Here is a 21,894-nt window from a genome sequence, read left to right as displayed (position 1 = left end):
TTCGCAAATAATCAGTCAATTTCCTCAAAATCTATATAATCTCCAACTTTTTTTGAGGGTTTGGTTTTTTTCATGGTGCTTTTATCAATAATGACATCTCCGATCTGCTCCTCCTCTGAAGCCTGTTGCGATTGAAATTCACCAAAGCGTTCTTTAAAATGCTGCTCTGTTTTCTTAGCAGCATAAGCAAACAGCCTAGGAGCAAACCATTTCCCCACTATTTTAAGGAAATAGTAAATCAATACCAGAATCAAAATCGTCATTAAAAAACCCATAATAATTCTAAAACTTTATATCAAAAATACAATTCTAACGTTGTATTAGAGGTGATACTATCATAAAATAATAATAAAATCATACCTATGGGGCAGCCATTTCCAATGAAAATGAATAAAATAATCCTTTTTAGGCTTCTTTTTTTAATGCCATTTCTGGGAATATCCCAATATACCGATGTCATCAATTCCAATAGACCGGGGCAATCCGTAAGTGCCTATGCTGTTGGCAAAAACGTTGTTCAGGCGGAAATTGGCGTTTTCTACGAACAACAGGAACATAATCTTTTGTTGACCGAATCTGATTTCTTGGGAACGGATTTTTCCTTTCGATATGGTTTTTTGTTCGAAGAATTAGAGATCAACTGGGAAGGCACCTATCAAAACGAAAACCTTACTTTTCAGCGCACCGGTTCAGACATTTCAAGAACGAATTTCTCTCGGAATCGCCTTGGTGTTAAATACCTAATTTATGATCCTTATAAAAATTCTGAACTCAGTAAGCCCAACCTCTACAGTTGGAGGGCCAATAACAAGTTTCGCTGGAAAAATTTAATTCCTGCCGTATCTGTCTATGCCGGAGCTAGTTTTGCCCTGGGTAATAATCCTTTTTTACCGGGAGACCCTACAGTTTCCCCAAGGGTAATGGTAGCCACACAAAGTACCCTTAGTCCCAAATTGGTGTTTATTTCCAATATTGCCTATGACCGTATTGGAACCGATTTTCCAGAATGGAGTTATATTATTTCCCTTTCGCATGCCCTAAAAAACCCCAAGTGGAGCGTCTTTATTGAGAATCAAGGTGTACAGAGTGATCGCTATGCCGACATTATTACAAGAGCTGGAGTTGCCCATTTATTCAGTAAAAAATTCCAAGTGGACTTTAATATTGGCGGCAGTTTTAAGAATACGCCATCGCGCCTTTTTGGAACACTCGGGGCATCCTATCGTTTGGACTTTCATAAGGACGAACTCCTTCCTATTGAAGATCAAGCTCCAGAAGATGGGGATGGTCCCATCAAAAAGAATAGCATGAAAAAGAAGGGCAAAAAAGGCATCAGTAAAAAAGAAGCCCGCAGAAAACGTAAAGCTGCAAAAAAGAAAAAGAAAAAGAACAAAAAGAAAAAGGAAAAGGAATTCATTGAATTTTAATCCTATGCCATTAAGCTTGGGTTACTGTCTTTCTGTATTCTTAGAGAAACCGTATAAAATTGTGCACAAGGGTTTTTTCTGTTGATTAATATCATTAATATTGAAGATAGAAAAGCTGATGTATGATTACCATTAAAGAGGCCGTTACCAAAGCCGAGCTAAAAACTTTTGTAAAATTCCCTTTTTCACTCTATAAAGATTCCCCCTATTGGGTTCCTCCCATCATCAATGATGAACTCCAGACGTTCAATAGAAACGAAAATCCTGTTTTCAAAGATGCGGAAGCAAAATTCCTTTTGGCATATAGGGATAAAAAAGTGGTGGGACGCGTTGCGGCCATAATCAATTGGATTGAAGTAAAGGAGCAAAAGATAAGGAAAATGCGATTTGGCTGGTTCGATTTTATCGATGACCAGGAAGTATCCAAAACCCTATTGGATAAGGTTGCTGAAATTGGAAAGGAGCACCAATTGGAATATATGGAAGGCCCTGTTGGTTTTTCCAATTTAGACAAAGTTGGGGTACTTACCGATGGTTTTGATCATATTGGAACTATGATTACCTGGTACAATCACCCCTATTACGTAAAGCATTTCGAAGCTTTGAATTTCAAGAAAGAGAAAGAATACCTAGAGAACAAATTTGCTTTTAGCAATGCCAAACCGGAACTTTTTTCCCGTATTCAAACCCTGATCAAAAAAAGGTACCAATTGCGGGAAATTAATTTTACGCGTACCAAGGACGTCATGCCTTATGCCGATAAGATGTTTGATCTGTTTAATAAAAGTTATGCTTCCTTAGCCTCTTTTGTTCCTATTAACGACATTCAAAAAGAGTACTTTAAAAAGAAGTATATCAGTTTTATCAATCCAGAATATATTAAGTTCATTGTAGACAAAGACGATAATCTTGTTTCCTTTTCCATTGTAATGCCCTCTTTTTCCAAAGCATTGCAAAAAGCAAAAGGAAAACTATTCCCTTTTGGTATATTCTATCTATTGAATGCCAAAAAACATAGTAAGGATGTCATTTTTTATTTGATCGGGATTCTTCCTGAGTATCAAAACAAAGGAGTCACCGCCATTGTTTTCAATGAATACTATAAAACGTTTACAGAGAAAGGCATTGTAAATTGTATTCGCACCCCAGAATTGGAAGAAAATACTGCAATACGGCAAATTTGGAAAAACTTTGACCCTGTAGTTCATAAACGCAGAAGGACTTATCGCAAAAACTTGTAATAAAAAAATCCCAAACGAAACGTTTGGGATTTTTTTATTGTATGATTTTTTTCTGGAGCGTACTATTCTCCCATTGCTGCTGCAACCGCTGCGGACAATCGTTTATAGGTTCCGTTTTCAAGGCGTTCCCGAATTACAGAAAATGCATTCAATGTTTCTGTAATATCTTCCATGGTGTGTGTCGCCGTAGGAATCATTCGCAATAATATCAATCCTTTAGGAATTACAGGATATACTACGATAGAACAGAAAATCCCGTGATTTTCCCGTAAGTCTTTCACTAAGGCCATTGCTTCAGGGATACTTCCGTTCAAATATACAGGCGTAACACAGCTGGAAGTAGACCCTATATCGAATCCTTTTTCCTTAAGACCGTTTTGTAATGCATTTACATTTTCCCACAACTTATTTTTAAGTTCTGGCATGGTGCGCAGCATATGCAATCGTTTCAATGCCCCCTTCACATAGACCATGGGCAATGATTTTGCGAACATCTGCGAACGCAGATTATATTTTAGATAATCTATGATTTCTTTATCAGCTGCCAAAAAAGCCCCAATACTGGCCATAGATTTTGCAAAAGTGGCAAAGTATACATCAATATCATCCTGTACACCTTGTTCTTCCCCTGCTCCTGCTCCTGTTTTTCCCAAGGTTCCAAAACCATGGGCATCATCTACTAATAATCGGAAGTTATATTTCTTTTTAAGGGCTACAATTTCTTTCAATTTTCCTTGTTCACCACGCATCCCGAAAACTCCTTCAGAAATCACTAATATTCCTCCTCCTGTCTGCTCTGCCATTTTCACAGCACGCTCCAAGTTCTTTTCAAGGCTTTCAATATCATTGTGCTTAAAGGTAAAGCGTTTTCCCATATGCAAACGCACCCCATCAATAATACAAGCATGGGAATCTACATCATAGACAATAATGTCATCTTTAGAAACCAAGGCATCAATAGCGGACATGATTCCCTGATACCCAAAATTTAATAGATAAGAAGATTCTTTATGTACAAAAGCAGCCAACTCCTGCTCTAGTTGTTCGTGATATTCCGTATGGCCACTCATCATTCTGGCCCCCATTGGATACGCAGCTCCATGTTCTGCAGCCGCCTCTCCATCTACTTTCTTAATTTCAGGAAGGTTTGCCAATCCCAAATAGTCATTAATACTCCAAGTAATTACGTCTTTTCCTTGGAATTTCATTCTGTTGGAGATAGGTCCCTCTAATTTTGGAAAAACAAAATACCCTTCCGCTTGGGAAGCCCATTTTCCCAAAGGTCCCTTATTCTCAATAATTCTATCAAATAGATCTCTCATTCAGCTTTTCTTGGTTTGTACTATCAAATTGTTCACGATAAAAAAAGAATCATGACCTCATTTGACTAGCTGCAAAAATATAGATTTTTAGTCAGCATTCATAAATTATTTTATAACAATAAAAAAGCAATGGATAGCTATTCCATTGCTTTTAAGCCGTATAAATTACGCTTTATTATTTTATGTATTGGACTTCTATGGTTTCCTCTTCATTCTTTTTATCGAAGAAGCCTTGATCCTCCATCCATTGATCGGAATATATTTTACTCATGTATCGGGAACCGTGGTCTGGGAAAATTACAACGATATTGTCATTCTCATTAAATTCCCCTTCGGCATCCAACTGCTTTAACGCCTGAGTTACCGCTCCACTGGTATATCCAACAAATATGCCTTCTTTTTTAGACACTTCCCTTGCGGTATGTGCACTCGCCTCATCGGTAACTTTTACGAAAGTATCGATACAATCAAAATCAGTAGCACCTGGAATGAGATTTTTCCCTAGGCCCTCTATTCGATAAGGATAGATTTCATTGGTATCCAATTCTCCCGTTTCATGATATTTTTTTAGGACAGAACCATACGCATCTACTCCAATTACCTTGATATTGGGATTCTGCTCCTTAAGATATTTTGCAGTTCCAGAAATCGTTCCACCAGTACCACTACAGGCTACAAAATGGGTAATCTTACCTTGTGTCTGTTTCCAGATTTCTGGTCCGGTAGACTTGTAATGTGCCTCTGCATTAAGGGCGTTAAAGTATTGATTGATATATACCGATCCCTTCGTCTCTTCATGCAACCTTTTGGCTACTTGATAATAGGATCTAGGATCATCTGCACTCACATGTGCCGGGCAAACGTATACCTTTGCTCCCATAGATCGTAACATATCGATTTTATCCGGGGAAGATTTTGAACTCACGGCCAAAATACAGTTATACCCTTTAATAATACTTACCATAGCAATACTAAAGCCCGTATTACCCGATGTAGTTTCTATGATCGTGCTTCCTTCTGTTAAGATTCCCTTACGTTCCGCTTCTTCGATAATGTGATAGGCTATTCTATCTTTGGAAGAGTTTCCGGGGTTAAAAGCCTCAACTTTTGCATAAAAATTTCCTTTTAAATGCTGTGTAACCGTATTTAGCTTCACAAGAGGAGTGTTTCCTATAAGTTCTAGGATATTATTATGCGCATTTATCTTATTCTCCATATGTTCGGTCTAGTTTAAAACACTAGTTGGTTTATATCTGGAATAAATCCAACCGCAAATTTAAGTTTTTTTTTCGACTATGGGATTTTTCCTTCTAAATCCAGCAAAAAGGCATATTCTTTGGCAACCTCTTTTAGGGCCTCAAAACGGCCGGAAGCCCCCCCATGACCTGCATCCATATTGATGTCAAATAACAATTTCTTGGAATCGGTTTTCATTTCTCGAAGTTTTGCTACCCATTTGGCGGGTTCAAAATATTGTACCTGAGAATCATGAAACCCGGTAGTCACTAAAAGATTAGGGTATTCCTGGGTTTTTACATTATCATAGGGAGAATAGGATTTCATATAATTGTAATATGCCATCTCATTGGGATTCCCCCATTCATCGTACTCCCCAGTGGTCAAGGGAATGGAATCGTCCAGCATTGTGGTCACAACATCTACAAAGGGTACCGCAGCAATGACACCCTGATATAGCTCAGGAGCCATATTGGCTACTGCTCCCATCAAAAGCCCCCCTGCAGAACCTCCCGAAGCATATAAATGTTCTGGACTGGTATACTTCTGGGCCACTAAATATTTAGAAGCGTCTATAAAATCGGTAAACGTATTCCTCTTTTTCAGCAACTTCCCATTTTCGTACCATTGCCTGCCCAGGTATTCCCCTCCGCGAATATGGGCAATGGCATAGATAAAGCCCCTATCCAATAAACTGAGTCGTATAGAAGAAAACGAAGGATCAATGGTAGATCCATACGATCCATAGGCATATTGTAGTAAAGGAGCAGTCCCATCCAATAAGGTGTTCTTATGGTAGACAAGGGATACAGGAATTTTTGCACCATCTCTAGCTTCTGCCCAAATACGTTCTGATTTATAATTTATTTTGTTAAATGTGCCTCCCAGTACTTCTTGTTCCTTTTTTATTTCTTTTTCTTGGGTATCCATATTAAAGTCTATGACCGAATTGGGCGTGGTCAAGGAATTATAGGCATATCGTAATATTTTGGAATCAAAATCTGGATTCACACTTACGTAAGCGGTATAGGTTTCATTATCAAAGGGCAAATAGTACGCTTGCGTCCCATCCCAACGGATCACTTTTATTTTGTTAAGACCGTTGTTCCGTTCAGAAAGGACGTAGTACTCTTTAAAAATATCAATGTCTTCCAATAGAACATCTTCCCGGTGGGCAATAAATTCTTCCCAATGTTCACTCTCGGTATGATCCTGGGAGGTGCGCATCAATTTAAAATTTGTAGCGCCATCCCTATTGGTCAAAATATAGAAATACGATTCAAAATGCACAATATTATATTCCAATCCCCTCTCCCGTGCTGAAAAAAGTTGAAAAGCTCCATCGGGTTCATCAGCACTTAAAATCTGATATTCACTGGTCAACGTGCTATATGAACCAATAACAATATACTTTTTGGATTTTGTCTTGGTAACGAACGTACCAAAAGTCTCATCCTTTTCATGGAAAACCAAAATATCGTCCTCAGATGATGTTCCCAGTTTATGCTTATAGATTTTATCGGAACGCAAGGTTACCGGGTCTTTTTTCGTGTAAAACAAGGTTTTATTATCATTTGCCCAGACTGCTCCGCCCGTCGTGTTTTCAATACAATCTGGATAAAGTTCCCCAGTATTCAAATTTTTCACCCTTATGGTATACTGTCTTCTGGAAACGGTATCCACGGCATAGGCCGCTAAAGTATTGTCCGAACTCACGGAAATGCCACCTAGATTAAAAAAGTCGTGTCCTTCTGCCATTTCATTGCATTCGAACATAATTTCTTCTGGGGCCTCTAAGCTATTCTTCTTTCTGGAGTATATGGGATAATCCTTTCCAATTTCAAACCTTGTGATATACCAATAGCCATTTCTCTTATAGGGCACCGAGGCATCATCCTCTTTAATACGGGATTTCATTTCTTCGAACAGGTTTTTTTGGAAGGCTTTGGTATGGGCCGTACATTGCTCGTAATACGCATTTTCCTGATGCAAATGTGAAATAACCTCATCATTTTCCCTTTCATTCAACCAGTAATAATCATCTACTCTGGTATCATTATGTTTTGTAAGTTCGTGCGGGATTTTCTTTGCTATGGGAGCACTTGGTAATTTCGTCATTTTCTTTCCATTTTGAGAAACGCTTGCAAAGCTAAGATTTAAAACAAAAAAACAGGCTTTTTTCCAATGAATCCTTAAAAAACTGTATTTAAAATTCGTATCCAATACATTAAAATGCAATTGACATTAATTAAAAAAGAACCGCGTGAAAGCATGCAACTTTAATATTGTACTAGTTACTCCAGAAATACCCAATAATACGGGCAATATTGGTCGTTTATGTGTAGGCAGTCATAGCACACTCCATCTGGTACGCCCGCTAGGATTTGAAATTACGGATAGTAGGGTCAAAAGAGCGGGATTGGATTATTGGGGGGATTTACAACTACATTATCATGATAGTTTTGAAGCCTTGATGGCCCAAATTCATGATATCTCTCGCATTTTCTTGTTCACGGCCAAGGCACAAACCACCTATTACGAGCAAAACTATCAAAAAGGGGATTGGTTGATTTTTGGAAAGGAATCCAAAGGACTACCTGTTGAACTTTTGGAACAATTTAAGCAGCAGTGCGTTAAAATACCATTTCCTGGCCCTATTCGTAGCTTTAACCTGGGAAATGCCGTGGCCATGGCCTTGGGAGAAGGACTACGTCAATTGGAAGGAAACCTATGAGTTTCTAGTTAAAGTATGTTGGTATTTTATTAATTTTACCTTTATAAATAAAATAAAAAATTATGTTCGGAGATCTTATGGGAATGATGGGGAAATTAAAAGAAACCCAAGAAAAAGTAAAGGCCACCAAGGAACGATTGCACACCGTTACGCTACAGGAAACATCCCCTGATAATCTATTGGAAGTGGAAATTACAGCGAATAGAACCGTAAAACGTATTGCGATAGATGACAGCTTGCTGCAGGACAAGGAACAATTGGAAGATTATTTAATTTTGACCTTGAACAAAGCCATTGAAAAAGCTACCGAAGTACATGAAGCAGAATTAGCAGCGGTAGCCAAGGATGGCATGCCCAATATTCCGGGAATGGATTCTCTTTTTAAATAAAAGTACCATCCATGTCTTTTGATGTCAGATAAAAATATAGGTTTCCACCTTTGTTTATAGGATGTCCTTGAGATTTTTCTTTTGTATTTCATCAATACCAAAAAATCCAGTATATTAAAGGGATGATATAATACCTACTGGCCCAATGATAGAAATAAAAAAAGGAACTGACAATAGCTACTCTTTTAGTCTTAGTACGAGCAACGGGGCTACCCTGCTCAATAGTGTAGCTTATTCCAATGAGGAAGAAGTCAACAAGACCTTGGAAAAACTGCCTGCTTTAGTACAATACCATAGCGTTTTTGAGCGTAAGACGGATCATGATGGCAAATTCCGATTCCGTTTAAAGGATCGAAAAGGAATCCCTATTGGGCATAGCGAACAATACAGTTCTGAGGCTGGGATGGAAAACGGAATTAAGAATTTAAAAAAACGAATTGCTTCCCTATCCCAATCCAAAATCTTATAGTGCCTTCACGATTTTGAGAAATGCCTGATGCATCTCATCGGTATAATCCAAATGTGTAACAATGCGCAATTTCCCCTGCCCCATACCTATGAGGTGCACATTTTTATCTTTTAATTTTTCTACAAAGGTGGCTGCAGCCATTTTTGACTCATCTATTTCAAAAATGATGATATTGGTCTCAATAGGTTCCACTTTTTGGATAAAAGAAAGCGACTCCAAGGTTTCCCCAATTTCCTTCGCCTTTTTATGATCCTCCGCCAAGCGTTCCAATTGATGGTCCAGAGCATAGATTCCTGCCGCAGCCAAATATCCTGCTTGGCGCATTCCACCACCAAAAATCTTACGAATCCGGATGGCTTTCTGCATATCCGCTTCACTACCTATGAGAACTGACCCTACAGGACACCCTAGCCCTTTGCTTAAGCATACACTTATCGTATCGAACAATGCGCCATAGGCCTTTGGGGATTCCCCTTGGGCAACCAAAGCGTTCCATATTCTCGCACCGTCCAAATGATAGGCCAACCCATGTTCATCACATACCTTTCTGATTTTTTTCAATTCCTCAAAATCCCAACAAGCACCTCCTCCTTTATTGGTGGTATTTTCAATGCAGACCAAAGAAGATAGCGGGCTATGATAAAAATCTGGAGGATTCACACTTGCAGCTACCTGCTCAGCCGTCATCATACCTCTATGGCCATCGACTAATTTACAGGATACCCCACTATTAAAGCTCACGCCACCTCCTTCATAATTATAGACATGGGCATACTTATCGCAAATCAATTGGTCCCCGGGTTGGGTATGTAACTTAATGCCTGTCTGATTGGCCATAGTTCCGCTGGGGAAATACAGGGCCGCTTCCATACCGAACATCTCGGCTACTTTAGCTTCTAAGGCATTTACAGTAGGGTCTGCTTTAAAAACATCGTCTCCCACTTCTGCTGTCATCATTGCATTCAACATTCCAGCAGTTGGCTTGGTTACCGTATCACTTATTAAATTTATTTCCAATTTGATATTATATTTTTACGTTGTTCTTTCTTTTCCATAAAAGCAATACTCCATTAATCCATGCAATCCATACCAATAGGAGAACCATCGGGTATTACCGGAACAGGAAGTACTTTAAATTGATCGGGAGCCTGATCAAAGATTTTTATTCGTCTCAACATTTCGGCGCTATTGGCATCTTTTATCGCGTTTTTGGTCAAAGCAGACCGTAACTCCCTTAATTTTTGATGGGCAATGGCATTCACTTGCGGATGCACATTGGTATGCGCTGCAAGGTTCATGATATGGAATAAAACCCTGTAATTAATATTCTGTTGCACAGTATTCATATAATCGTTCTTTAGGGTTTTGTTCATCGTATTGACAACCACCGCATCTAAAACTTCAGCAAGTCCCAATTGCTTTTTATCCATGCTTTTTTGTTGGATTAATCGAGACGCCCTTTGTGGATGCAATAATAAACCTAAGGTCATATCAGCAGCAGTTTCAGGTGCTGCCAAAGCATCGAAGGATACGCCGGTTTTCCCTTTAAAAGACTCTCGGGTTCTTCCATAACCAATAGCTCTTGGAGGAAATAAGGACAACTTATCTATTGGAATGGCAATAGTTTCGGCATCCAAGGTTTTAAGAATACTTTTTAATGCCTGTTCTTGAATTTCTTTTTCAACGGTCTCCACCGTAATTTGTCCATCTCCCTTCACCGTATAATTATAATCCAAACCACCAATTATTTTGGCAACCCCTTCGGTTTGATAGCGATGGAAGAAATAAAGTGGTGCAAAAACATCCTCTAAGGTAGAATTGGATTCTCCTGTTCTGATATTATCAATAGAAAAATTGTCTATTGCTAATTGACGTACTTTTAAAACATCGTTCAGTTCTTCGCTAATGTTCTTTCCATTGTCCCACAAATGGCCCAAAGCATGAGCTCCTCCCTGTGGTCTGGCATCCTGATCGGAAATATAACGCAAGCCTTGTTGTTGGGCTTTGGCTAAAATTTCATTTAACCCTTCTTTTTCTGTTGTTCCTTCAGGGAAATTTGCATAAGAATAAGCTACCGTCACTTTATCCCAATCCCCAATGCCTACCGCATAGGCATTGGAAAAATCAATGTTTCCGTTCTTTATCGAAAATTGGGGATGCGGATAATCCATTACCGAAGCCCTACCGTTGGTACTTGCTGCAAAATTATGAGCAAAACCAAGCGTATGTCCTATTTCATGAGCCGATAATTGTCGGATTCTGGCCAATGCCAAATTCAACATTTCCTGGTGATTGTCATCTCTTTGGGCAAAGGGTCTGTTCATTAAGGCCTGCGCGATTAAAAAGTCTTGACGTATGCGCAAACTTCCCAAACTTACGTGCCCCTTAATAATTTCTCCCGTCCGCGGATCGGTAATACTGCTTCCATAACTCCAACCCCTTGTGGATCGGTGCACCCACTGGATCACATTATAACGCACATCCAAAGGGTCTGCATCATCGGGCAAGATCTTTAATTGAAATGCATCTTTATATCCTATAGCTTCAAAAGCTTGATTCCACCATCTACCTCCATCCAACAGGGCAGAACGCACAGGTTCTGGAGTACCATTGTCCAAATAATATACAATGGGTTCTACCGCTTCACTAACGGCTGCATTGGGGTTCTTTTTTTCCAGTCGGTGTCTGGTGATGAACCGTTTCAAAATGGGTTTCTCTACTGGAGTGGCATAATCATAGTACGAAAAAGGATAAGAACCACTCCTTGGGTCAAAAACCCGCTGTTTATACTTGTTATCCGGAAGTTCAATAAAAGAATGATGCTGTGCCACTGTGACCAAATTAGCATTTGGTGTTACCGAACGAATATTAAAACCTGTGGGGTTTCCTTTAAAGGTCAATGTCACATCAAATTCAATATTTTTTGGAAAAGCCTTGGTCCTTTCCAAGGCCATGGCACTTTTGGATTTGTCCAGATTGTACGACCCTTGATTGGAACTTCGCAACCTGCCTGCTACGCCATGGGCATCCTGCATTAAAAAATCCGTAATATCAATAATGTACTTCCCTTTTTTCTCCTCCTCTATTTTAAATCCAAAAAGCACCGATTTAGCAAAGGCTTGTTCTACAGATTTCCTTTCCAAATCATTCTCTGTAATTGCCCTAAACCTTAAATTAGGTTGTACCAATAGTAACTTATTTCCCGCTTTCTTGAAATACACTACCTGTTCGTTCCCCAATTGTCCGCGGTCCAAACCAATATCATTACTTCCGATGCCACTGCTCAGGGAATACACGTAAAGAAACTCTTTGTTGAGCTCATCTACTTCCAGATACATCTTATCGTTTCCCGCATCGTAGTAAAAATTAAAAAGTCCCTTGAATTTCTGAAAATCCTTGCTTTTTTCACTGAATTGTGAAAAAGAACTAAGGTATCCAGCAAATAAAAATCCTAAAAGTAAATAGTGTCTCATTTTTCTTAGATTGAAGCACTAAATTTATGTAAAATTGATTGCACAACCATAGTTAAGTCCTATTTTTGACAAAAATCAAAATTACAATGATAACAACAGATCAATCTAAAGATCTTATGGATCGCCTTGGTGCGTTAAGGAGGTATCTTTGACATCGATGCGAAACTTATTGAAATAGAAAACGAAGAAGAGAAAACCTTAGCTCCAGACTTTTGGGACAATGCCCAAGAAGCCCAAGCTCAGATGAAATTCATTCAATCCAAAAAAAAATGGGTCGATGATTTTAATGCGGCAAAAACCCTAGTTGGTGATCTTGAAGTGCTCGTCGAATTCTTAAAAGAAGGAGAAGTAAGCGAAAAAGAAGTCGAAACGCATTACCAAAAGACCATCGAAACGATCGAAAATTTGGAGTTCAAAAATATGCTGTCTGAAGAAGGTGACGATTTAACAGCAATTTTACAGATTACAGCTGGTGCAGGGGGTACAGAGAGTTGTGACTGGGCGGCCATGCTGATGCGCATGTACATGATGTGGAGCGAAAAGAATGGGTATAAAGTCAAGGAACTCAATTATCAAGAAGGTGATGTGGCCGGAATTAAGACCGTGACCCTGCAAATTGAAGGCGAATATTCTTTTGGTTGGCTAAAAGGGGAAAACGGGGTGCACCGTTTGGTACGCATCTCCCCTTTTGACAGTAATGCCAAACGCCATACGTCATTTGCCTCGGTATATGTGTATCCCATGGTAGATGATAGTATTGAAATAGAAATAAACCCCGCAGATATTGAAATCACTACGGCTCGTTCCAGTGGTGCTGGGGGGCAGAATGTCAATAAGGTAGAGACCAAGGTACAATTAACACATAAGCCTTCAGGGATTAGGATTTCTTGTTCCGATTCCAGATCACAACATGATAATAGGGCTACCGCGCTAAAAATGCTAAAGTCCCAATTGTATGAAATTGAACTTCGAAAGAAAATGGAGGCTCGTAGTGAAATTGAGGCTTCGAAAATGAAGATCGAATGGGGTTCTCAAATTCGAAACTATACCATGCAGCCTTATAAATTGGTCAAAGATGTTCGTACGGGGGAAGAGACAGGAAATGTAGATGCCGTTATGGACGGCAGCCTTGACCCTTTTTTGAAGGCCTATTTAATGATGATGGGGCAGAAAGAAGAATAGGTCTCTTCTACCTGGTTGTTTAGGCATCATTATTGCTTTAAATTATGTACATTTTTCATTTGATACTTCCTTTTAGGCATCTATAGAAAATGAACCTATTTAATATATCAAAAATACCATGCTGAAAATCTATCACAATCCGCGCTGTAGAAAATCACGCGAAGGTCTTGAGATTCTTGAAAATTCAGGTCAAGACTTTGAAATCATAAAATATCTGGAAACCGTTCCCACAGCGGAGGAACTTAGCGAAGTCATAAAACAATTAGGAATCCCTCCTATTGATCTTGTACGCAAAAATGAGGCGATTTGGAAGGAAGAATTCAAAGGAAAAGAACTCTCGGACAACGCCATTATTGCAGCCATGGCGGCCCACCCAAAACTCATTGAAAGACCTATCGTCATTCGCGATGGTAAAGCAGTTATTGGGCGCCCCCCGGTTCGCATTAAAGATCTGCTTTAGGAAAAGTCAACATCCTAAAGGATATAAGGGTAAAATGCAGGTATATCATTTTAACATACATTTAACCCAGCCTACTTAAACCTTCATCTATTTTTGAAATCCAATTAACTAGTTAAGTTATGAAAACCACCAAAAAAAACCTTTTAGTAGTACTAGTAACGCTGCTTTCATTATCCTGGGCCCAGGCACAATACGGTAATGGATACGGCAGACAACGGCAACGGAGCAGGATTCCTCAAGCGCAAACGCCACAGAAGGAACAGGAGCCATTGACACCAGAGCAAATGGTGGATAATGAGATGCCCAAGATCATCAAGCAAATAGCGTTGAACGAGTTTGAAACGGCTATTATGCGAGCGACATTATTAAAATTTCTAAAATCGCGAAACGAGGTCATCCTATCCAATCTTCCACAGCGGGAGACACAAGAAGCCATTTCCAAGTTGTTTGAAAAACAAGATGCAGAATTAAAAGCTGGACTTCCCCAGGATAAATATGAAGCTTTTATTGAATTGAGAAATAACGGCTTCAAAAAGAAAAAAAAGAAGAAGAGGAAGAAAAAAAAGAACAAAGACTAACTTAAAAAATCAATGAAGAAACTATTTCCGTTAATCCTTTTATTAACGACTATTACTACAATTGCCCAAAGGCCCCAAGGAAAACGTCCAGAACCTATAAAGATTACCGGAACAGTTTTAGATAAAGATACAGGAGAACCCCTAGAGTATGCTACTTTAGTTCTCCAAAGCATAAGAAATCCCGATCGAGTAACGGGTGGAATTACCAATGAGAAAGGAGTGTTTGAGGTGGAAACATTTCCTGGAAAATACAATATTAGAGTAGAATACATCTCCTATAAAACCTATACCCTTAATGATCAAATGCTTCAAGGGGCAACGGATTTAGGTACTATTGAATTGGGATTGGATGTCGCCCAACTGGAAGGTGTGGAACTCGTGGGAGAACGCACCACGGTAGAACTACGTCTCGATAAGAAAGTGTATAATGTAGGACAGGATTTAACGGTAAAAGGGGGGTCTGTCACCGATGTGTTGGACAATGTGCCTTCGGTTACTGTAGATGTTGAAGGGAACATTAGCTTACGTGGAAATGAAAGTGTACGAATCCTGATCAACGGAAAACCCTCTGCCCTTTCTGGATTGAGTCCTGAAGCCTTACAGCAACTTCCGGCAGATGCTATTGAAAAAGTAGAAGTCATTACCAATCCTTCGGCACGTTATGATGCGGAAGGAACCGCAGGGATTCTAAATATTATTTTAAAACAGAGCAAAACGGCCGGATTGAACGGTTCCGTTAATGTCTTTGCCGGGAACCCTGATAATTTCGGAGGAGCCCTGAGTTTAAACCTCAGACGAAAGAATTTCAATATTTTTACGAATACCTCTTTCCGTTATAGAGATGCTCCTGGAAATGCTTTATTTGAGCAGGAAAACTTTGACGAAAATGGGAATACGGCTAGTTTTCAAGACGAAGTCCGCGATTTTCAACGACAAAACAAAAACTTTAATACCAATATTGGTTTTGAGCTTTTCTTGGATGAAACGAGCAGCATTACCAATTCTTTTGTATACCGAAAGTCTTCGGGCGAAAACGAAACCGATATCGATTTCTCCAATTTTGATGCAAACAATGTACCTACCATTCAACGGAATCGTTTTACCGTTGAAGACGATAATAATGAACGGATACAGTATTCCTTGAATTTTGAAAAACGATTCAATGATGAGGGGCATATTTTGACTTTTGATTATCAATTCTCCAGTGGAGATGAAGAGGAGAATTCATTGATCAATGAAATCATATTAAATGATAATAGCAATCTTCCTACGGAACAGACTTTAAATGATGAACGTCAGGTGAATCAATTGGTACAAGCCGATTACGTATTGCCCTTTGGGAAAGACAATAGCTCCCAATTGGAATTGGGCTATAGAGGGACCTTTAATGATTTTACGACCGATTTTGACTTCGGTATTTTAGAATCCAATGGAAACTTTATCAGTGATCCCAACTTCAGTAACGAATTGAATTATAGGGAATACGTCAATGCCGCCTATGTACAATTGGGCACCAAATGGGGTAAATTCAATATTCTTGGAGGGCTCCGAGTAGAAAATTCTGATATTGGCATTACCCTGGTCGATACCAATGATGTGACCGACAAAGATTTTACCGATTGGTTTCCCTCCCTATTTTTAGGGTATGAGTTTACGGAAACCGAACAGCTTACCCTAAGTTATAGCCGACGTTTACGAAGACCGCGATCTCGTTTTATCAATCCGTTTCCATCCCGATCTAGTAACACCAATTTGTTTCAAGGAAATCCTGACCTAAATCCTACCTATACCAATGCCTTTGATTTGGGGTATTTAAAGCGCTGGGATAAAGTAACCTTTACTACTTCGGGCTATTTTAATCGATCTACGGGAGTATTTCAATTTATTACCCAGGAGACGGGGGATTTTGTAACCATAGAAAACCCCGATGATCCTACGACACCTATTGTGGTTCCTGTACAGGCACGTACCCCTATAAACTTGGCTACAGATAGTAGATATGGAGCAGAATTTACGACAACCTATACCCCCAAAAGAAAATGGCGTTTGACTTGGAATCTCAACCTATTTCAACAAGAGTTAAGAGGTAGTAATACCTTTACCAATTTTCAGGGCGAAGAGATTACACAAAATTTCGACGCGGATAACTTTACCTGGTTTACCCGTGTAAGTGCCCGTTTGCCCTTACCCTATTCCATCAACGTACAATCCAACATCTTTTACAGGGGAGCTTCCAGAAATGCCCAAAGTAGAAATAAGGGAATCTTAAGTACCAATTTGGCATTCAGTAAAGATGTGGTCAAGGATAAAGGGACCCTCACTTTAAATGTAAGCGATGTCTTTAATAGCAGAAAGCGCAGAAGTGAAACCAGAACGGCCAATGTATTTACGGATAGTGAATTTCAATTTAGACAACGACAAGTAACGCTTTCTTTCTTATACCGATTTAACCAACAGCAAAATCAAAGAAGAAGTGGAAGGCGAGGTCAACAGCAAAATAATGGTGGTGGCGGTGACGATTTTGAGTTTGAAGGATAGTAGAATAAGAAATAGTACAGAAACAAAAAAGAAGCCAAATGGCTTCTTTTTTTATGCTTCTCTTTTGGCTTTTTTAGCCGCTCTTTTCTCTTTGAATATTTCTATGATGTTACCGAATAACCAGTAAGGAACCACAAAAGTCAGTAAGAATATCATTAACCAAAATCCGATGGTCAAAATGGTCAAGAAAGCTAAAAAACCTAAATACTGGTCAAAATCGAACATGTTATTGCGTTTTAATGCTGCAAAGATAGTTGGAAAAGTGGATATCCTGCAAATCAAATTTTAAAAAATCTAAAAATACTGCTATTACAGTTTAAATAATTGCTTCCATTTGTACAAGAAGGCCTAAAATAAGTCGATGATAAAAAAACCGCAACAAAATTGTCGCGGTTTCGTGATTTTACTAATTAGGGCTTTATTACCAAGTTCCAAACTTCGCTGTCAAGCAGTCGGCGTAGGTAAGTCCCACATTTCCCGAGTGGTCGGTATAATCAAAAACATACCCAAAGCTCGAAAAACTAGTGACATCATATATCGGCTCCACATAGTTGGTCTATGAAAGTTGTCCAACATATTGGATATCATATCAAAAGCCACAACAAAGATGTCATGGTCTTTTTTATATAATTTTACAACTATATCCATTCTCTTACAGTTGAATGCATTGACGTCTACTATTAATTCAGTTAGTTTCCTCCTCCTGCTCTCCTTGTTGTCTCTTCAGCAGCTTTTTGCCACAATTCTTGAAGATTCTGCATATTGTTCTGTGCTTGAGAGGTTTGATTCCGTCTTATTACCGCATTTTTAGAAACCGAATTTATGACCCCTTCTACAAACCCTGTATCCATAGTACCTAAAGTAGCATTAGATTTATATGTTTTTACGGTACTTGTTTTAGATGTAGCCGTAAAAAAACCGTCATTTTTGCCTGATCTTGAGAAAACTCGTGTCGTGATTTTGGTGGTTGTATTAATCTGAGTATCTAAATTCACTCCGTCTTCTAAATTAATTGTTTCAAAAACAGACATTTCTGTTATTTCGAGCGTCCATGCATCCCTCGGATTTTCTACTATGTTACCTTCCTTGTCAAATAGTTGAGATTCTTGAGTCGTTGTTTCACGGTTAAAAGTCTTATCTACATCTTCAATTCCAGTAAATTCACTAATTAACTCATTTAATTTACCCTCTTCCTCCGTGCCATCAGTATTATATGTACTAGACTTAACTGCTCTGCCTTTTTTAACTTTATTGCTTCCTACCCTCCAAACAGTTAAAGGCTCCATAAGAAAAAAACCTTTTTGTGATTCAAAACTGGTGGAATAATTTATAAAAGCACCCACCTCTGATGTTTTTTCGTTTTTTCGTTTTTCATTACAATTCCCATTAGGACAAGGCATCATCCCATCTGGATCCACAAAGAAAATTGGGTTGTCAAAAGCATAATTATATGGAGAATGCCTTCTCATTTGATCTGCCAATGGATCAATATTCATCCATCTCCCTAAAGAAGCTTCATAATTCCTAGCTCCAAAATCGTACCATTCTAATCCAAATTCCGGATTGTTTTCTTTTCCATTATAGGCAAAGCGCTCTGCCATTGGGTTAGCGTTAGAGGTAACTTCATGATTATAGCCTTTTTGCTGTAGGCCAAAAGGATAATAATTTTTCTCGGAGATAATCTCCGTGACCGGATCTATGGAACCGTTTCCATTGCTATCGGAATAGGTGAGTCTAACATTTCCCAAGTGGTCGGTATAATTAAAAGCATAGCCATAGCCGGAAAAACCGTTGATATCATATATCGGTTCTACATAACCTTCGGGATGGGAAAACATCTGTAATTGTTCAACTCCATTGTTATCCTTATAGATATAACTGCCAGCATAATGGGTCGTTTCTATTGTGGGCGGTACCAATGGTCCCTGATACTGGCTTACCTTCTTTTGAATTTTGTTTCCCGTGGCATCATATACATAAGTAATGGTTCCTATTCCCCCATTCCCATAGATCGTTACTTGTTCTGGGAGGTTCAGATGATTATAGGTAATACCACTGATTCCCTTATTATGGTCTTTTGTCACATTTCCATTAACATCATACTCATAATCGTCTCCAGAACTATTCCCATCAAAAAAACCTTCGTCTTTTAGATTTGCATGGCCATTATCACTTACTCCTAACAACTGGTTGCCGTTATAGTTATAGGTAAGATCATCCATGGCAAGAGCATTCCCGTTATAATCCCCTTGGCGTATCAAATTCTCGATATTTCCATTCCTATCGTAATCAATGCCAGATACATTATAATGGTCATATCCCGTAAGACTTATCCCTTTTCTACTATAGCCAATTTTAAGCCTGTTCAAAGCGTCATATTTATAGCCATAGGTATGCTTTTCCATATCTTCATTTGCTGTTTTCCAGATCGTCTGTGATATATTTCCGTTATATAGGGGTTTTGCACGTCCGGGGAGTCCGGCATCTCCTTGAACGGGGCCATCGTAATTAATATGGAAGTTGAAAAGGCTAGTTTCTTTCGAACTAAAGCCGTTGACATCATTGATATCGGTCAGCCATCCACGAACGTTGTAACGAAAATTTACCCGTTGCAGGCTTCTATTGATGTTAGTGGTGTAGAAATTAAGATCGCTTATTTGCGAACCTGGTGTCCTTAAACTGATATCCCCGATAAGGTCCAAGCTCATATCTTCCAATGGAGTGGATGCCACAATATTGCCGTTCTGTAAAAAATGTATCTGGTTTCCTTCCCGTTCGATTCCGAAATTATTATCGGATGCATCGTAATAACCAGAGAAAATATTAGTGGCCGCTCCTCCTGCCAGAGGACGTTTGTAGACAATATACCTATATTTACCATTCACCAAATTTGTCATAAATCGAAAGAAATAATTGATATCATATACCCCCGCATTTTCATTCAATTCGTTGAAACCTACCCGCATTTCCTTTCCAATGGATACTACACGAAAAGAAAGTCCTCCATTGCCTTCCAGTTGTCCCACGGTAGCCAATCCCGCATCATAATTGTTGGTCGCGCTGGTTTTTGTAATGAGCCTTCCCCCATCGGACATGCTTACATTGACCAGATCGGTATATCCTGACTCAAAGAGTTCTCTCCCCACACGTTTAGATACCAATTGACCCAGTTCATCATAGGTGTTACTGGCGATAAGCTGAACGGGCTCATTATTGATCTGTTGCATATGGGTAATGAGTCTGTTTTGATGGTCGTAGCTAAAATAATCCTTGGTCACTATCTCTGGTTGACCTTCTTTTTGGTTCGTTGTTCTACTCTCCAGTACATTTCCGGTAAAATCCAGGAGGGACTCCACAGTGTTCAAAGTTCCCAAATACGAATTCTCGCTCCCTACAAAAATAGGGCGACCTTTATCATCGTAGCCCGTAAGGGTCGTAATCCAATGATCAGTTCCCAAGACACGAACTTTGGATACTGTGGGCAATCCTTGCGTTTGATCGGTCCTATTCTGTTCATATACCGTCAATGGTACTTCAAGACCCTCATGATCTACATATGCACCATAGTAGTTCACTGTAAGAATCTGGTCCTCGAGACCTAGATAACTTGGTAAAGCTGTGTTACTATAATACAGTGAGGTGCCCGCAACCGTTATCGGTGCGGAAGCCTGTTCTTCATAAAGCTCCCCTTCCCCAACACTGTTCGCTACCGTCTGAAAGGTTCCTCTCCCTAAGTTCGATTTTTTTATTCCCGTATAGGCCACTCGCCCAAAGGCATCATATTTGGTAAAGAGCCATTCCTTGGGGGATTTTGTACGCTGATTGGCATCTTGAGTCAAAATGGGCTGGTCCAAGGTATTGTAGACAATATATTCCCATCCCTTTCCGGGTATTTTCTTTTCGATAAGCCTGTTCCTGTTATCGTATTTGTATTGGTACCCAAGCTTATCCAATATAGATGGGTGTGCCGCAGTACTGGTAATCAATATTTTATAGGTTGCCTCCGGAGATAGTACAAAGCTAAGATTTTTGAAATTATCATAGACATAATAGGTGTCGTGTGCAGTGCCCTCATTGTAGGTTCGTTTTAAAACCACTTGTCCCAGTTTATTCGTGAATTCTTCCGTAGTGTGGTTGTTTCCGGTGGTAGGAGTCCAGTTCTCATCTTTGGTGGTGGTCTTGTAGAGTTGCCCTGTAGCATAATAACCCGCTATATGGAGTCGGGGGTTTTGCGTATTTCCTCCCGAAAAGGTGACCTTAAAATAGCGCACTTCGTTCACCGAGTTAGTCTCATAATCAAACTTGACCGTATGTCCTTGGGACAGGTCCCAAGAATTCCCAGGTGCTGCCTGTTCATATACCCTGTTCAAAGGAGAGGATTCATATACCATCTCCGAATAGGGGTTTTGGGTGTTTTCATATTTTGGCGTAGCATAAAACTGACCAATAGCCATCTTAAGGGCATCTTGGTCCATAAAGTCCAGCGGATCTATCACTTCCACATCACTTGCGTACGGTAGATATTGTTTTGGGGTCCTCCCGAATTCATCGTACTCTGTATAACTGAAAATGTTTTGAAGTTGCCCTCCTGCTCTTAGAGCAATGGATTGTATGGGCCTTCCAAGACCATCTAAATAACTGATAGCTTCTATTTTTTGAAAGGGACCTAGGTTATCTTCTTGTCCCTGATCTTTAGCTTCTAAATAGGTGGTCGTTTTTATATAATTTAATGAGGGTGCTGCATTGGAGGTATCTGTAGTGGTATCTCCTCCATCGGTAGTATCGATTTGCCCGAGAACTACAATCGGAAGTAATACTATGATAGCGATTATATATTTTTTCATC

General features: G+C 39.4%; 17 protein-coding genes. 9 read left to right on the top strand and 8 right to left on the bottom strand.

Going from position 1 to position 21,894, the window contains the following annotated elements; translation table 11 throughout:
- Positions 1–11: 11 nt before the first annotated feature.
- Positions 12–275, bottom strand: a complete 264-nt coding sequence (locus ACEXOE_RS10095; protein ID WP_394748656.1) for a DUF4834 family protein — start codon at positions 273–275, stop codon at positions 12–14.
- 111 nt (positions 276–386) lie between these two features.
- Between ACEXOE_RS10095 and ACEXOE_RS10090 the strand changes: the two genes are divergently transcribed.
- Positions 387–1,427 (top strand): transporter, encoded by a 1,041-nt coding sequence (locus ACEXOE_RS10090; RefSeq protein WP_394748655.1) that lies wholly within the window; start codon positions 387–389, stop codon positions 1,425–1,427.
- 122 nt (positions 1,428–1,549) lie between these two features.
- Positions 1,550–2,668 carry a GTP cyclohydrolase gene (locus tag ACEXOE_RS10085; RefSeq protein ID WP_394748654.1) on the top strand — a complete coding sequence of 373 codons (1,119 nt, stop codon included), beginning with the start codon at positions 1,550–1,552 and terminating at the stop codon, positions 2,666–2,668.
- A 62-nt stretch (positions 2,669–2,730) separates the two neighbouring features.
- On the opposite strand, the gene ACEXOE_RS10080 is transcribed toward ACEXOE_RS10085, so the two are convergent.
- From ACEXOE_RS10080 to ACEXOE_RS10070, 3 genes are all read right to left on the bottom strand, one after another.
- Positions 2,731–3,990, bottom strand: a complete 1,260-nt coding sequence (locus ACEXOE_RS10080) for an aminotransferase class I/II-fold pyridoxal phosphate-dependent enzyme (RefSeq protein WP_394748653.1) — start codon at positions 3,988–3,990, stop codon at positions 2,731–2,733.
- Positions 3,991–4,165: 175 nt separating this feature from the next.
- Positions 4,166–5,206, bottom strand: a complete 1,041-nt coding sequence (locus tag ACEXOE_RS10075) for a PLP-dependent cysteine synthase family protein (protein WP_394748652.1) — start codon at positions 5,204–5,206, stop codon at positions 4,166–4,168.
- Between the two features lie 77 nt (positions 5,207–5,283).
- A complete protein-coding gene (locus ACEXOE_RS10070) occupies positions 5,284–7,344 on the bottom strand; it encodes a S9 family peptidase (protein WP_394748651.1) in 2,061 nt (686 codons plus the stop codon).
- A gap of 145 nt (positions 7,345–7,489) precedes the next feature.
- Between ACEXOE_RS10070 and ACEXOE_RS10065 the strand changes: the two genes are divergently transcribed.
- From ACEXOE_RS10065 to ACEXOE_RS10055, 3 genes are all read left to right on the top strand, one after another.
- Entirely contained in the window at positions 7,490–7,960 is a 471-nt protein-coding gene (locus ACEXOE_RS10065) for a tRNA (cytidine(34)-2'-O)-methyltransferase (protein WP_394748650.1), read from the top strand.
- A gap of 62 nt (positions 7,961–8,022) precedes the next feature.
- Entirely contained in the window at positions 8,023–8,349 is a 327-nt protein-coding gene (locus ACEXOE_RS10060; RefSeq protein WP_394748649.1) for a YbaB/EbfC family nucleoid-associated protein, read from the top strand.
- 145 nt (positions 8,350–8,494) lie between these two features.
- Positions 8,495–8,818: a YegP family protein gene (locus ACEXOE_RS10055; RefSeq protein ID WP_394748648.1), complete on the top strand. Its 324-nt coding sequence runs from the start codon at positions 8,495–8,497 to the stop codon at positions 8,816–8,818.
- Here ACEXOE_RS10055 and ACEXOE_RS10050 read toward each other — a convergent pair.
- Together ACEXOE_RS10050 and ACEXOE_RS10045 are read right to left on the bottom strand one after the other, a co-directional pair.
- Positions 8,813–9,835 carry a threonine aldolase family protein gene (locus ACEXOE_RS10050; protein WP_394748647.1) on the bottom strand — a complete coding sequence of 341 codons (1,023 nt, stop codon included), beginning with the start codon at positions 9,833–9,835 and terminating at the stop codon, positions 8,813–8,815. The genes ACEXOE_RS10055 and ACEXOE_RS10050 overlap by 6 nt on opposite strands.
- Positions 9,836–9,888: 53 nt before the next feature.
- Positions 9,889–12,291, bottom strand: coding sequence for a zinc-dependent metalloprotease (locus ACEXOE_RS10045; RefSeq protein ID WP_394748646.1), 2,403 nt, complete (start codon positions 12,289–12,291; stop codon positions 9,889–9,891).
- A gap of 86 nt (positions 12,292–12,377) precedes the next feature.
- On the opposite strand from ACEXOE_RS10045, the gene prfB reads away from it, so the two are divergent.
- The 4 genes from prfB to ACEXOE_RS10025 all read left to right on the top strand — a co-directional run bounded on the left by prfB (position 12,378) and on the right by ACEXOE_RS10025 (position 17,049).
- Positions 12,378–13,473 (top strand): peptide chain release factor 2 gene (prfB, locus tag ACEXOE_RS10040; protein ID WP_394748645.1). Its coding sequence is split into 2 segments (ribosomal slippage): positions 12,378–12,440 and positions 12,442–13,473, totalling 1,095 coding nucleotides; the frame shifts between segments, so codons are not numbered across the junction.
- Between the two features lie 118 nt (positions 13,474–13,591).
- On the top strand, positions 13,592–13,933 hold the full coding sequence (gene arsC / locus ACEXOE_RS10035; protein WP_394748644.1) for an arsenate reductase (glutaredoxin): 342 nt from the start codon (positions 13,592–13,594) through the stop codon (positions 13,931–13,933).
- A gap of 119 nt (positions 13,934–14,052) precedes the next feature.
- Positions 14,053–14,511, top strand: a complete 459-nt coding sequence (locus ACEXOE_RS10030) for a protein kinase family protein (RefSeq protein ID WP_394748643.1) — start codon at positions 14,053–14,055, stop codon at positions 14,509–14,511.
- A 12-nt stretch (positions 14,512–14,523) separates the two neighbouring features.
- Positions 14,524–17,049 (top strand): TonB-dependent receptor domain-containing protein, encoded by a 2,526-nt coding sequence (locus ACEXOE_RS10025; protein ID WP_394748642.1) that lies wholly within the window; start codon positions 14,524–14,526, stop codon positions 17,047–17,049.
- A gap of 51 nt (positions 17,050–17,100) precedes the next feature.
- Here the strand turns inward: ACEXOE_RS10025 and ACEXOE_RS10020 are convergent, their stop codons facing one another.
- Together ACEXOE_RS10020 and ACEXOE_RS10015 are read right to left on the bottom strand one after the other, a co-directional pair.
- The gene (locus ACEXOE_RS10020) at positions 17,101–17,274 is read right to left on the bottom strand and encodes a hypothetical protein (protein ID WP_394748641.1); all 174 of its coding nucleotides are present in this window, start codon (positions 17,272–17,274) and stop codon (positions 17,101–17,103) included.
- A gap of 464 nt (positions 17,275–17,738) precedes the next feature.
- On the bottom strand, positions 17,739–21,893 hold the full coding sequence (locus ACEXOE_RS10015; protein ID WP_394748640.1) for a DUF6443 domain-containing protein: 4,155 nt from the start codon (positions 21,891–21,893) through the stop codon (positions 17,739–17,741).
- Position 21,894 lies beyond the last annotated feature (1 nt).

It is taken from the genome of Spongiimicrobium salis, from assembly GCF_043678055.1.
Lineage (GTDB): Bacteria > Bacteroidota > Bacteroidia > Flavobacteriales > Flavobacteriaceae > Spongiimicrobium > Spongiimicrobium salis.
This window is presented reverse-complemented; position numbering and strand designations above follow the sequence as displayed.

Coding starts and splice junctions, on each gene's coding strand:
- ACEXOE_RS10095 (WP_394748656.1), bottom strand. CDS start 275: ATGGGTTTTTTAATGACGATTTTGATTCTGGTATTGATTTACTATTTC.
- ACEXOE_RS10090 (WP_394748655.1), top strand. CDS start 387: ATGAATAAAATAATCCTTTTTAGGCTTCTTTTTTTAATGCCATTTCTG.
- ACEXOE_RS10085 (WP_394748654.1), top strand. CDS start 1,550: ATGATTACCATTAAAGAGGCCGTTACCAAAGCCGAGCTAAAAACTTTT.
- ACEXOE_RS10080 (WP_394748653.1), bottom strand. CDS start 3,990: ATGAGAGATCTATTTGATAGAATTATTGAGAATAAGGGACCTTTGGGA.
- ACEXOE_RS10075 (WP_394748652.1), bottom strand. CDS start 5,206: ATGGAGAATAAGATAAATGCGCATAATAATATCCTAGAACTTATAGGA.
- ACEXOE_RS10070 (WP_394748651.1), bottom strand. CDS start 7,344: ATGACGAAATTACCAAGTGCTCCCATAGCAAAGAAAATCCCGCACGAA.
- ACEXOE_RS10060 (WP_394748649.1), top strand. CDS start 8,023: ATGTTCGGAGATCTTATGGGAATGATGGGGAAATTAAAAGAAACCCAA.
- ACEXOE_RS10055 (WP_394748648.1), top strand. CDS start 8,495: ATGATAGAAATAAAAAAAGGAACTGACAATAGCTACTCTTTTAGTCTT.
- ACEXOE_RS10045 (WP_394748646.1), bottom strand. CDS start 12,291: ATGAGACACTATTTACTTTTAGGATTTTTATTTGCTGGATACCTTAGT.
- arsC (WP_394748644.1), top strand. CDS start 13,592: ATGCTGAAAATCTATCACAATCCGCGCTGTAGAAAATCACGCGAAGGT.
- ACEXOE_RS10030 (WP_394748643.1), top strand. CDS start 14,053: ATGAAAACCACCAAAAAAAACCTTTTAGTAGTACTAGTAACGCTGCTT.
- ACEXOE_RS10025 (WP_394748642.1), top strand. CDS start 14,524: ATGAAGAAACTATTTCCGTTAATCCTTTTATTAACGACTATTACTACA.
- ACEXOE_RS10020 (WP_394748641.1), bottom strand. CDS start 17,274: ATGTTCGATTTTGACCAGTATTTAGGTTTTTTAGCTTTCTTGACCATT.
- ACEXOE_RS10015 (WP_394748640.1), bottom strand. CDS start 21,893: ATGAAAAAATATATAATCGCTATCATAGTATTACTTCCGATTGTAGTT.